At 73.8% G+C, this 11,837-nt stretch carries 12 protein-coding genes; 7 read left to right on the top strand and 5 right to left on the bottom strand.

Annotated elements, in window-relative coordinates; translation table 11 throughout:
- Window positions 1-134 precede the first annotated feature (134 nt).
- The 3 genes from ACIOJE_RS05635 to ACIOJE_RS05625 all read left to right on the top strand — a co-directional run bounded on the left by ACIOJE_RS05635 (window position 135) and on the right by ACIOJE_RS05625 (window position 4,233).
- Window positions 135-1,004 carry a 3-hydroxyacyl-CoA dehydrogenase family protein gene (locus ACIOJE_RS05635; RefSeq protein ID WP_280676009.1) on the top strand — a complete coding sequence of 290 codons (870 nt, stop codon included), beginning with the start codon at window positions 135-137 and terminating at the stop codon, window positions 1,002-1,004.
- 352 nt (window positions 1,005-1,356) lie between these two features.
- Complete coding sequence (locus ACIOJE_RS05630; protein ID WP_280676598.1) at window positions 1,357-1,680, top strand: STAS domain-containing protein; 324 nt, start codon at window positions 1,357-1,359, stop codon at window positions 1,678-1,680.
- Window positions 1,681-1,890: 210 nt separating this feature from the next.
- A complete protein-coding gene (locus ACIOJE_RS05625) occupies window positions 1,891-4,233 on the top strand; it encodes an ATP-binding protein (protein ID WP_400773560.1) in 2,343 nt (780 codons plus the stop codon).
- 48 nt (window positions 4,234-4,281) lie between these two features.
- Here the strand turns inward: ACIOJE_RS05625 and nucS are convergent, their stop codons facing one another.
- Window positions 4,282-4,941, bottom strand: a complete 660-nt coding sequence (nucS, locus tag ACIOJE_RS05620) for an endonuclease NucS (protein ID WP_280676005.1) — start codon at window positions 4,939-4,941, stop codon at window positions 4,282-4,284.
- Window positions 4,942-5,421: 480 nt separating this feature from the next.
- Between nucS and ACIOJE_RS05615 the strand changes: the two genes are divergently transcribed.
- On the top strand, window positions 5,422-5,814 hold the full coding sequence (locus ACIOJE_RS05615) for an SCO5389 family protein (protein ID WP_280676003.1): 393 nt from the start codon (window positions 5,422-5,424) through the stop codon (window positions 5,812-5,814).
- A 121-nt stretch (window positions 5,815-5,935) separates the two neighbouring features.
- On the opposite strand, the gene ACIOJE_RS05610 is transcribed toward ACIOJE_RS05615, so the two are convergent.
- A complete protein-coding gene (locus ACIOJE_RS05610) occupies window positions 5,936-7,246 on the bottom strand; it encodes an LLM class flavin-dependent oxidoreductase (protein ID WP_280676001.1) in 1,311 nt (436 codons plus the stop codon).
- A gap of 229 nt (window positions 7,247-7,475) precedes the next feature.
- Between ACIOJE_RS05610 and ACIOJE_RS05605 the strand changes: the two genes are divergently transcribed.
- On the top strand, window positions 7,476-7,799 hold the full coding sequence (locus tag ACIOJE_RS05605) for an ATP/GTP-binding protein (protein WP_280675999.1): 324 nt from the start codon (window positions 7,476-7,478) through the stop codon (window positions 7,797-7,799).
- Between the two features lie 6 nt (window positions 7,800-7,805).
- Here ACIOJE_RS05605 and ACIOJE_RS05600 read toward each other — a convergent pair whose 3' ends face one another.
- Together ACIOJE_RS05600 and ACIOJE_RS05595 are read right to left on the bottom strand one after the other, a co-directional pair.
- Window positions 7,806-8,573 carry an ABC transporter permease subunit gene (locus ACIOJE_RS05600; RefSeq protein WP_280675997.1) on the bottom strand — a complete coding sequence of 256 codons (768 nt, stop codon included), beginning with the start codon at window positions 8,571-8,573 and terminating at the stop codon, window positions 7,806-7,808.
- Between the two features lies 1 nt (window position 8,574).
- Window positions 8,575-9,579, bottom strand: a complete 1,005-nt coding sequence (locus ACIOJE_RS05595; protein ID WP_280675995.1) for an ATP-binding cassette domain-containing protein — start codon at window positions 9,577-9,579, stop codon at window positions 8,575-8,577.
- Between the two features lie 92 nt (window positions 9,580-9,671).
- Between ACIOJE_RS05595 and ACIOJE_RS05590 the strand changes: the two genes are divergently transcribed.
- Window positions 9,672-10,469, top strand: coding sequence for an alpha/beta hydrolase (locus ACIOJE_RS05590; RefSeq protein WP_280675993.1), 798 nt, complete (start codon window positions 9,672-9,674; stop codon window positions 10,467-10,469).
- A complete protein-coding gene (locus ACIOJE_RS05585) occupies window positions 10,466-10,777 on the top strand; it encodes a hypothetical protein (protein WP_280675991.1) in 312 nt (103 codons plus the stop codon). Before ACIOJE_RS05590 ends, ACIOJE_RS05585 begins: the two co-directional genes overlap by 4 nt.
- An 80-nt stretch (window positions 10,778-10,857) precedes the next feature.
- Here ACIOJE_RS05585 and ACIOJE_RS05580 read toward each other — a convergent pair whose 3' ends face one another.
- Window positions 10,858-11,787: a cellulose-binding protein gene (locus tag ACIOJE_RS05580; protein ID WP_280675989.1), complete on the bottom strand. Its 930-nt coding sequence runs from the start codon at window positions 11,785-11,787 to the stop codon at window positions 10,858-10,860.
- Window positions 11,788-11,837 lie beyond the last annotated feature (50 nt).

The raw sequence follows: 11,837 nt of genomic DNA, 5'->3' as shown, positions 1-11,837 counted from the left end.
CCGATTGCTACTGCGCGGGCGGATTGGGCATTAGAGTCCCGGCAACGAGCGACGCGGCTCGATGGCGGTGACCCCTGCCCTGAGCCGCCTTCAGGGCCCGCCCCAGGGCGGCGACGGCATCGGGAGACCCAGCCATGAGCAATGCGTCCAGCAAGCAGATCGCCGTGATCGGTGCCGGCCTGATGGGCGCCGGCATCGCCCAGGTGTCCGCGCAGGCGGGCCACCCGGTGGTGCTGCGGGACGTCACCGAGGAGGCCCTGCAGCGCGGGCTCGCGGGCATCCGCGCCTCCTACGACAAGTTCGTCGCCAAGGGCCGGCTGAGCGCCGAGGACGCCGAGGCCGCGCTGGGCCGGATCACCACCACCACCGACCTGGGCGCCGTCGCCGAGGCCGACATCGTGGTCGAGGCCGTGTTCGAGCAGCTGGAGGTCAAGGAGGGCGTCTTCCGGGAGCTCGACAAGCTCGCCAAGGACGGCGCGGTGCTGGCCTCCAACACCTCCGCCATCCCGATCACCCGGATCGCGGCCGCGACCCGGCGCCCCGAGTCGGTCGTCGGCGTGCACTTCTTCTCGCCGGTGCCGCTGATGAAGCTGGTCGAGCTGGTCCGCGGCTACAAGACCAGCGACGAGACGCTGGCCGTGGCCCGGGCCTTCGCCGAGGGCGTCGGCAAGGAGGTCGTGGTGGTCAACCGCGACGTGGCCGGCTTCGTCACCACTCGCCTGATCACCGCGCTGGTCGTCGAGGCCGCCAAGCTGTACGAGTCGGGCGTCGCTACCGCCGAGGACATCGACACCGCCTGCCGCCTCGGCTTCGGCCACCCGATGGGCCCGCTGGAGACCGCCGACCTGACCGGCGTGGACATCCTGCTGCACGCCGCCCGCAACATCTACGACGAGACCCAGGACGAGAAGTTCGCCGCCCCGGAGATCATGGCGCGCATGGTCACCGCCGGTGACCTCGGCCGCAAGAGCGGACGCGGCTTCTACCCGTACCAGGGCGCGTGAGCCCCCGTCGGAGCAGGTGAGCGACGATGCCGGGCGACCGGGCGGGCCGTGCGGTCGGAGCACCGTACGCCCGCCCGGTCGGGTCGGGTGAGTTTCCTCACGCCGGATGCCGCACACGGGTGATTTGGGCGGTAATCGAGCGTAGGTGTGGAGACTTACTGCGTATATTCCCTCGGACGAGTGAAGTTGCTTCAGATCTGACCGGAACCAGCAACCTGCGGTACTGGTTCACCGTCAGATGAGGGGGAACCCGGCATTCCGACCGGGCCCGGGCGAGGGGCCACGGCCCGCCCGGATGGACACCCCGCCCCGGAACAACCCCTACCAGACCGGCCAGGCGAAGGAGGAGAGCATGCGCATCACCGGCGACCACAGGGCGCTGGCCATCGAAGGCCGCCTCGACGTGCGCACCGCCGCCGATGCCCGGGCCCGGCTGCACCAGGCCGTGGACGGCGGCTTCGGCGACCTCGTGCTCGACCTCGCCCGACTGGAGTTCTGGGACGCCACCGGCCTCGGTGTGATCATGGGCACCCATCGCAGGGCCGGCCGGATCGGCCGCCGGCTGGTGCTGCGCTCCGTCCCGGCCCAGCTCCAGCGGCTGCTGGTGGCCACCAAGCTGCACCGCATCCTGGCCGTCGACGGCGGCATCGCCGAGGCCCACGGGATCATCCTCTAGGCCCCTGACCAGCACCCGGACCGGCCGCGGGGCCGCCCCGGTCCAGCCCCGGACCGGACCGCCCTGCGCGGCCGGGCCAGTATGTGCAAGAGTCTGCCCGTCAGATGACGGCCGCCTCAGCCAGCTGCCCCCAGCTCGCACGCGGCCGCGACCGAGACGTCAGCCGGCCGGTGCGGGGCGCCGTCGGCCGAGCACGATGCGGAGCAGAACGTGGCACAGCCATCCGGGGAGTTCCGGCAGGAGGCCGCCCGCACCCGAGGCGGCGAACTCGTCTCCGGCGGGCTGCTGGTCGGCGTCGGTGCCCCGGACGGCTCCGAGGTCAGGCCCTGCCCCGAGGAGTGGCGGCCCCGCCCGCGCCGGATCGAGCGCAGCGAGCCCGCCCGCGGCCCGGTCGGCGGCGTCGGCCGCGCGGTCGGCCCGCTGGCCCTCGGCGCCGGGCCCGCCGACCTGCCGCTGCTCGACCGCGAGGCCGACATCGCCGAACTCCTCGGCCTGCTCGCCGAGGGCCGTTCGATACGCCTGGTCGGCCAGGCCGGCTCGGGCCGCAGCGCGCTGCTGTCGGCCGTCGCCGAGGCCGCCGCCGACCTCGCCCCCGGCGGCGTCGTCCAACTCTGCGGGCACCGCCGCACCGCCGCCGACCTGCTCCAGGACCTCTTCGCGGCCACCCACCACGCCCCCGGCTACCGGCCGGACCCCGGCCAGCTGGCCGCCCACCTCGCCGAGGTCGGCGCGATCGTGGTCGTCGACGGCGCCGAGCAGTCCGGCGCCGAACTGGAGGAGTTGCTCGCCGCGGCCCCCGGCTGCGCCTTCCTGATCTCGGCGGCCCCGGGCAGCCCGCCGCTGCCGCCCGGCTCCCGGCTGCAGGACCACCTGGTCGCCGGGCTCTCCCGCTCCGCCTGCCTCGCCCTCGCCGCCCGCCAGGCCGGGCGGCCGCTGGACGTCGCCGAGAAGGCCTGGGCGGTCGACCTCTGGTTCGAGTCCGAGGGCCTGCCGCTGCGCTTCGTCCAGGCCGCCGCGCTGCTGCGCCAGCGGGACGTCTCGGTGGACGCGCTGGTCGCCGCCGAGGAGGACCGGATGGGCGTCTTCGGCGCGGTCGAGGAGCCCGTCCACGACCCCGACCCGGCGGTCCGCGAGAACGCGCTGCGCCGGACCGTCCCGCTGCCGTCCGTCGCCGAGACCGCCTCGCCCGCCGTCCGGCTCGCCGAGGGGCTGAGCGAGCCCGCGCAGGCCGTCCTGCGGCTCGCCGTCGCGCTCGGCGGCGAGTGCCCCACCGCGCCGCACCTGCCCGCGCTGATCGACGTCGGCCAGGGCGAGAGCGCCCTCGCCGAACTCGCCGACGCCGGGCTCGCGGTGTCCATCGGCGGGCACCACCGGCTGACCGCCGGGGTGCTCGACCTGCTCGCCCCGCACTGGCCGGCCCGCGGCTGCCTGGACGGCGCGGCCCAGCACTTTGCCTGGTGGGTCGGGCACAGCTCGGTGTCGCTGGCGCAGGTCGCGGCCGAGGCGGAGGTGGTGATCGGCGTCCTGCTCGCGGACCGGGCCGCCGGCCGGCACGACGCGGTCGTTCGCCTGGCCCGGGCCGCCGCGCCCGCGTTGGCGCTGGCGCTGCGCTGGGGCGCCTGGGAGCGGGTCCTGCAGCTGGGCCTGGAGGCGGCCCGCCGGACGGGCTCCGGCACCGACCAGGCCTGGTTCCACCACGAGGCGGGCGTGCACGCGTTCTGCGTCCGGGAGCCGTCCCGGGCGATGGCCGAGCTGGAGACCGCGCTCACCCTGCGGGCCGCGGCCGGCGAGCAGCGCGGGGTCGCCGCCGCGCGCCGGATGCTGGACCTGCTGCGCGCCGACGGCCGGCAGCTGGAGCCCGCCGCGGCCGCCGCGTCGGCGCCCTCCCGGCGGCCCGTCATCCGAGCGATAGCCAAGGTGCCGTCCAGCCTGCGGTCCGGGACCAGGCGCCGGGTGATCGCCGCGTCGGCGCCCGTCCTGGCGCTCGGGGCCCTCGGGACGGCGGTGGCGATGAGCGCCACCGGCCCGGAGCCGCACCAGGGGAACGATCCGCACAGCCGGCTCGACGATCCGGACGGCACCCAGACCGGTCCGCTCCCGGCGCCGCGCACCGGCAGCGCACCGGCCACCACCGGCACCGCCGGTCCGGCCGCGGGCTCCGCCCCGGCGACGGACGGCACCAGCCCGGAGCCGTCGGCGAGCGGGAGCGCGTCGCACTCGCCGAGCGCGTCGCCGTCGAAGAAGCCGAGCAGGTCGGCGAGCGAGAGCCCGTCCGACAGCTCACCGCCGCAGCAGCCGCAGCCGCCCGCGCCGGGCCAGTCGCAGCCGCCGGTCCAGCAGCCCGGCCCGCAGCCGGGCGGCAGCTCGAACGGCGGTGGCGGTGGCCAGCCCGGCGGCGGTCAGTCCGGCGGTGGCGGCGGCACCGGGACGTCGCCCTCGCCGAAACCGAGCAGCAGCTCGCCCTCGCCGACCCAGAGCGCCACGGCGACCCCGACGACCAGCGCCACCGGGACCGGCACGCCCAGCCCGACGTCGACGACGTCCGCGGGGTGACCGGCCTGCGGGGAGACCGGTCAGAAGCGACCGGTCAGCGGTGACCGGTCAGAACAGCTTGAGCTTGTCGTCGTCGATGCCGCGCAGCTCGTCGTAGTCCAGCACCACGCAGCCGATGCCCCGGTCGGTGGCCAGCACACGGGCCTGGGGCTTGATCTCCTGCGCGGCGAAGATGCCCTTGACCGGGGCCAACAGCGGGTCCCGGTTGAGGAGTTCGAGGTAGCGGGTGAGCTGCTCGACGCCGTCGATCTCGCCGCGGCGCTTGATCTCGACGGCCACCGTGGCGCCGTCCGAGTCGCGGCAGAGGATGTCGACCGGGCCGATCGCGGTCGGGTACTCGCGGCGGATCAGGGACCAGCCGGCGCCGAGCACCTCCATCCGGTCCGCGAGCAGCTCCTGGAGGTGCGCCTCGACGCCGTCCTTGATCAGGCCCGGATCCACCCCGAGTTCGTGGGAGGAGTCGTGCAGCACCTCCTCCAGCGTGATGATGAGCTTCTCGCCGGCCTTGTTCTCCACCGTCCAGACCCCGTCCGCCTCCTTGAGCGCGCACGGCGGGGACATCCAGTTGAGCGGCTTGTAGGCGCGGTCGTCGGCGTGGATGCTGACGCTGCCGTCGGCCTTGACCAGGATGAGCCTGGTGGCGGAGGGCAGATGGGCGGAGAGCCGACCGGCATAGTCGACTGAGCAGCGGGCAATTACGAGACGCACGGTCGACCACGCTAGCCCACCGGGGCCAGTTGATGCGATTCCACGACGACCGGGTGAAGAAAGCGCGAACCCCGCGAACATGGAGGCTCGGCAATTCCGCTACCCGCCCGTCGCGGTCTGGCGCCCATCCCCTCTGGTCGCTACCGTGTGTGACGGCACGCATGCGGGATCGCTGTCAACGGGGATGGAGACTTCAGATGAACGATCCGACGGGATCCGGCCAATCTGGTGCACCACGGCGTATTTCCGAAGCAATCCACTGGAATGACCGGCCCGCTCCACCGTTGACTGCCACGCTGTTCCGAGTGCGGTCGGTGTCCGGGACGTCACGTCCCGTGGCGCCGCCGCTTTCGCAGGGTGCCGGAAACGCCCGTTCCACGGTGTTCCGGGCACCACGCGCGATCCGCCCACCCTCACTGTGAGCTTGGACTACGCATGACCACCCGGGCGCCGCGCGGGTGGACCGCGAGAGGAGAATCCATGTCGCTCGACGTCTCACCGGCCCTGCTGGAAAAGGCCGAGCGGGGCGAGGTCGACGAGCGGGAATTCGTCGACTGCGTCCGCGTCTCGCTGCCGTACGCCTGGGACCTGATCAGCTCGTTGGTCGCCCAGGCGAAGGTCGACGGTACCGATTTCGCCGACAACCAGGTACCGCCGCCCAGCGAGCAGGCCCGCGGCCAGCTCCTGCGGGCCCTCGCCAGCGACGCCATCCGGGGTGCCCTGCAACGGCACTTCGGGGTGCGGCTGGCCTTCCAGAACTGTCACCGGGTTGCGGTCTTCCTGCCGTCGGAGACCAACGAGGCGCGGCACGCGCGCTTCACCTCGGTCCGGGAGCAGCTGCTCAACCAGTCCGAGCAGCTGCGGGACTGCTGACCGGACGGCACCGCTGATCCGGTGCCGGTACCGACCGACCCGGAAGGTCGTCGGGCCGCCCCCGTCCCCCGGTGCGGGGGGAGGGGCGGCGGCCCGGACCGGCCCCGGGACGGGCGCGGGATCAACCCAGCTGCGGCAGTACCTCGGAGCCGAGCCGGGCGATGTTGTGCAGCGTCGCCTCGCGGTCGCCGCTGCCCTCCGCGAGGAGCGCGAAACGGCGGATGCCGGTCCGCTCGGCGGTGGCCAGCAGCCGGTCGGCGCACTGCCGCGGCGTGCCCACCGCGTGCAGGTCGCAGAGGAGTTCGGTGTACTGCCGCGGGTCGCGCATCTTGCGCTCCCGGCCGTCCACGGTGCGGTGGGCGCCGAGCCCGTACTCGAACCAGCCCGGCATGGCGTTCAGCAGGGTGGCCCGGGCCGCCGAGGTGCGGTCGTCGACCTGCGCCACCCCGGCCGCGACGTGCCGGCGGTTCACCCGGCGCAGCTGCTCCTCGCCGCGCCCGGCGGCCAGCCAGGCGGTGCGGTACAGCTCCAGCATGTGCAGCTTGTCGTCGTCGCCGGAGTGCATGCCGAGCAGCATCGGCAGGCCGCGCTCGGCGGCGAGCTTCACCCCGCCCGGCGAGGTACAGGCGACCACCATCGGCGGGCCGGCCACCGGCCGCCCGGTCGGGTCGAGTTCCTCGCCGAGGCCCTCGACGTCCTGGCGCTGGCGCGGGAAGCGCACCGGGCCGGACTCCTCGCCGAGACCGAGCCAGCTGCCCAGCCCGGGGCGGCGGAGCGGTTCGGTGGCGCGCGGCACCACCGCCACCTCGGGGAAGGCGAACTGCGGGCCGTCCGCGCCCACCCGGGAGCCGCGCAGCCAGCGCAGCAGCAGGTCCAGCCGCTCCGGGAAGCCGCTCTCGAAGGCGTCCACGCCGCCGCCGAACACGTCCAGGTCGATCCACGGCCCGCCGCGGCCCACCCCGAGCGTGAAGCGCCCGTCCGAGGTGAGGTGCAACAGCGCGGCCTGCTCGCCGAGCGCCACCGGGTGGGCGGTGGAGAGCACGCTGACCGCCGTGCCGACGCCGATCCGGCGGGTCCGGCCGAGCAGCAGCGCGGCCAGCGTGACGGCGTTGGGGCAGACCCCGTACGGGACGAAGTGGTGCTCGGCCAGCCAGACGCTGTCCAGACCCGCGCGTTCGGCCTCGACGGCGGCCCGGACGGTGCGGTCCAGCGCCTCGCGGTGGCTCTGCCCGGGGAACTGCGCGGACAGCAGGAACGCGCCGACCCGTACCGGCGCGGTCTCCGGCGGGAGCGCGCCCGCCCGCTGGGGGGTGGGCAGCGGATCGCCCGCCGTGGCCGTGATCGGGGGGACGGCGGTCAGCACCGGACCGGGGGCGGGTGGCCGGACCCCGACGGGCCGACGGGTCTCGGCACGGGGACTGGTCTTGGTCATCGTTGGGCCTCCTCGGGTGCGCGCAGGGTCTGCGGGCCCCGCCTGTTCCCCTTGTGGGTATCCGATGTCATGTGCCAATGGCACGCGGAACCCCGTATTTCCTCGAAGATCGGGTGGATCTCGGCAAAAACGCGGGAGCGCCGGAGGATGCCGTGATAGTGGCCTTCGGGAGGGATGGACGGCCGTAGGCTGGAACGGCCACGAGCCCCTGGAAGAGAGGTAGTCCGACGTGTCGCCGCGCCGCAACCGGATCAAGAGCGCCGACCCCCGCGAGAGCGCCGAGCCGGCCGCCCCACTCGGTGGATCGCTGCGCCGCACCGAGAGCTACCGGGGCGACGACTGGGTGGTCCAGACGGTCGCCGGGACGGCCGGGCGGCACTACCGCTGCCCGGGCTGCGACCAGGAGATCCCGCCCGGGGTGGGCCATGTGGTGGCCTGGCCGGCGTACGGTGCGGGCGTGGACGACCGGCGGCACTGGCACCGCTCCTGCTGGGGTGCGCGGGAGCGCCGGGCCTCCAACATCCTGCGCGGCCGCGGCGCTCCGCGGTACTGAACCGCCTCAGGCGTCCCGGCTCTTGAGCACCAGCGCGCCGCCGACCAGGGCGGCGAGGGTCCAGGCCAGGCAGATCACGAAGCCGGTCCACGGCCCGTACGGCTGGCCGTGCTGCTCGTACACCAGCAGCATCCGCGAGCCCGCGTAGTCCGGGAAGTAGTGGGCCAGGGTCTTGACCTTCGGCACCGCCGAGAGGATCGGCGAGAGCAGGAAGAAGAACGGCACCAGCACGCCCAGCGCCAGCGTCTGGTTGTGCAGCATCGTGGTGACGCCGGCCGAGAACAGGCAGAGCAGCGTCAGGTACAGCGCGGCGCCGAACACCGCGCGCAGCACGTGCGGTTCGCCGAGGCCGGTGGCGTGCGAGCCGAGCAGCGCCTGGCCGAGGAAGAAGGTGACGAAGGCCGTCACCACCGAGACCACCAGGGCCATCGCGCCGAGCACCGTCGCCTTGCCGGTGAGCAGGGTGCCGCGCTGGGGGACGGCGGCCAGGGTGACCCGGATCATGCCGGTGCTGTACTCGTTGCCGATCGCCAGCACGCCGAAGACGATGATGGCGAGTTCGCCGAGCATGATGCCGGAGAACGAGGTGCCGGTCGCGTCGAACGGGGACTGGTCGCTCCGGCGGAACTCGGTGAAGTTGTTGTTCGTGAGCAGGGACAGCAGCGCGCCGATGCCGACGGTGACGACGAAGGTCAGCGCGAGCGTCCAGACCGTCGAGCGGACGCTGCGGATCTTCGTCCACTCGGAGCGCAGGATCGCCGGGAAGGACGTCATCTCAGTTCTCCTCCTGCCGTGCCGCCGCGGACTGCCGGGTGCCGTCCGCCGTCCACCCGGCGCCCCAGACGCCGGGTGCGCCGGCCGCGTCCCGGCCCGGCCCGTCGCCCGCGTGGTACTCCACCGAGTCGGCCGTCATCTGCAGGAACGCCTCCTCCAACGAGGCCTGCTGCGGGCTGAGTTCGTGCAGGACGACGCCGTGGGCCGCGGCCAGGTCGCCGAGCCGGGCGAGGTCGCCGTCGACCACCTCGTAGGAGCCGCCCGGCCCGGGCTCGGGCCGGATCCCGGCGCCGGCCAGGGCGTCGAGCAGCCGCTCGGGGTGTGGGGTGCGCATCCGTACGGCGGAGCGGGAGTTGCGTCGGATGAACTCCGGCATCGGCAGGTCGGCGAGCAGCCGGCCCCTGCCGATGACCACCAGGTGGTCGGCGGTGACGGCCATCTCGCTCATCAGGTGGGAGGAGACGAAGACCGTCCGGCCCTCGGTGGCGAGCCGCTTCATCAGGTTGCGGATCCAGAGGATGCCCTCCGGGTCCAGGCCGTTGACCGGCTCGTCGAACATGACGATCTCCGGGTCGCCGAGCAGCGCGGAGGCGATGCCCAGGCGCTGGCCCATGCCGAGCGAGAAGCCGCGGGCCCGCTTGCGGGCGACCGGGGTGAGGCCGACCAGGGCGAGCACCTCGTCCACCCGGCGGGTCGGGATGCGGTTGCTCTGGGCGAGCCAGAGCAGGTGGTCGCGGGCGGTGCGGCCGGGGTGGACGGACTTGGCCTCCAGCAGTGCGCCGATGTACTTGAGCGGCTCGCTGAGCTGCCCGTAGCGCCTGCCGTCGATGGTGACCCGGCCGTTGGTGGGGCGGTCGAGGTCGAGGATCATGCGCATGGTGGTGGACTTGCCGGCGCCGTTCGGACCGAGGAATCCGGTCACCACGCCCTGGGGGACCTGGAAGCTGAGCCGGTCCACGGCGAGGGTCTTGCCGTAACGTTTCGTCAGGTCGTGCAACTCGATCATCCGCGCTCCCTTACTCGCTGTCAGGCTAGGACAAAGCGGATATCGCGGCCCGCTGAGTGGGCCCGCCGGGCGTGCCGGAATACGGTGGGCCCATGACCCAGCTCCCCTCCGCCTTGTCGGTCCGCGAGAGCGGTACCGGAACACCGATCGTGCTGCTGCACGCCTTCCCGCTGAACGCCTCGATGTGGTCCGCCCAACTGGACGCGCTGCCCGGACTGACCGGCGACGAGGCCCGGGTGCTCGCCCCGGACCAGCGCGGTTTCGGCGGCACCGAGCTGGGGGCCGACGAGCCCTCGCTGGACCTGGTCGCCGACGACCTCGCGCTGCTGCTGGACGCGGCCGGGATCGGGCGCGCGGTGGTCGGCGGGCTCTCCATGGGCGGCTACGTGGCGCTCGCCTTCGCCCGCCGCCACCCGGACCGGCTGGCCGGCCTGCTGCTGGCCAACACCCGCGCCACCGCCGACACCGACGCGGTGCGGGCCAACCGGGAGCGGATCGCCGCCGCCGTCACCGCCCGGGACAGCGTCCGGCTGCTGCTCGACGAGCAGGTCGCGGCCGGGCAGCTCGGGCCGGACTCCGGTCATCTGCTGGACCGGGTGCAGGCACTGGTCGCGGCCGCGCCGCCGGCCGCCGTCGCCTGGGCCCAGCGAGCCATGGCGGTCCGGCCGGACGCGCTGGACGTCCTGGCCGGGTTGCGGGTGCCGGTCGCGGTCGTCGCGGGCGCGCAGGACCCCCTGGTGGCGCCGCAGGAGGCCGAGCTGATGGTCCGGGCCCGGCCGGACGCCGAACTGACCGTCATCCCCGGGGCGGGCCACCTGAGCGCCCTGGAGGCGCCGGAGGCGTTCGACACCGCCGTCCGCGACCTGCTGGCCCGGGTGGCGGCCGGATGAGGGAGGACACGGCCGGCTGGGACTTCTCGGCGCTGGAGGTGACCGGGCGGATGCCCGTGACCAACCGCGGCGAGGGACTGGTCGAACTGACCCTGGAGCCGCTCGGCGAGGACTACTGGCTGCGCCCCGGGGAGACCTTCGTCGTCACCTCGTACGGCGACCACGGATCCGGCCACCCGTTCGAGGTGCAGTACTGGCCCGACTCGGTGTCGGTCTGGTGCACCTCGTGGTTCGGCACCGTCTCGGACGACGAGGGCAACCAGCTCAGCAGCGGGCACCAGCGGCCCGACGGGGCCTATCCGCGGTGATGCCCACTCATCCGAGATGATGACGGCTGAAAAGACGGCAGGCCCTCACCCGGGCGGGTGAGGGCCTGCCGGCGTCGGCGTCAGCGCGACTGCTGGGCGGGCACGCCCAGGGTGTCGTCGCCCGGCAGCGAGGCGGCGGCCACGGCCGCGCCGGTCAGCGTCGCCAGCATCTCGCGGACGTTGGTCAGCTGGGCGTTGATGCTGTCGCGGCGGTTGGTGAGCGCCGCCAGCTCGCGCTCGGATTCGCTGCGGATCCGGTCCGCCTTGGCGTTGGCGTCCGCCACGATGTCCTCGGACTGGCGCTGGGCCGTCTCGACGGTCTGACGGGCGCGGCGCTCGGCGTCGGTGCGCAGCTTCTCGGCCTCCAGGCGCAGCTGCTCGGCCCGGTGCTCGATCTCGGCCAGACGCTTCTCGGCCTTGGCCTGACGGGCGGCCAGGTCGCGCTCGGACTGCTCGCGACGCTTGGCCAGGTTGGTCTCGAACTCCAGCGCGGCCTGGGCGGCCTTGGTGCGGGTCTCCTCGAAGAGGGCGTCCGCCTCCTCGCGCTTGTTCTGGGCGTCCTTGTTGGCCTCGGCGCGCAGCTGGGCGCTGTCGCTCTTGGCCTTGTCGACGATCCGCAGACCCTCGTCCTCCGCCTTGGCCTTGCGGTCCTTGGCGTAGTTCTCGGCCTCGGTGCGGACCTGCTGGGCGGCGGCCTCGGCGAGCTCACGGTGCTGCTCGGAAGCGCGGTGCGCCTCGTCGCGCAGGTCCTTGGCCTCCTCCTCGGCGAGTCGCAGGATCTTCTCGACCCGGGCGCCGAGACCGGCGTAGGAGGGCTCCGCCTCGGTGACCGCGGCCTGCGCGGTCTGGGTCTCCAGGTGGAGCTCCTCGATGCGCTTCTCCAGCGCACTGATCCGGGTCAGGGCACTGTCACGGTCGGCCACCAGCTTGGTGATCCGCTCGTCGACCTGGGCGCGCTCGTACCCACGGCGCACCAGGTCGAAGCCGTGAGGGGAGTGACTGTCGCTCATGGGGTTCTGGGCTTCCTGTCGTCAAACCGCTGAGGTGGTTGGGGGAATCC

The organism is Kitasatospora sp. NPDC087861, from assembly GCF_044742585.1.
Taxonomy (GTDB): domain Bacteria; phylum Actinomycetota; class Actinomycetes; order Streptomycetales; family Streptomycetaceae; genus Kitasatospora.
This window is presented reverse-complemented; position numbering and strand designations above follow the sequence as displayed.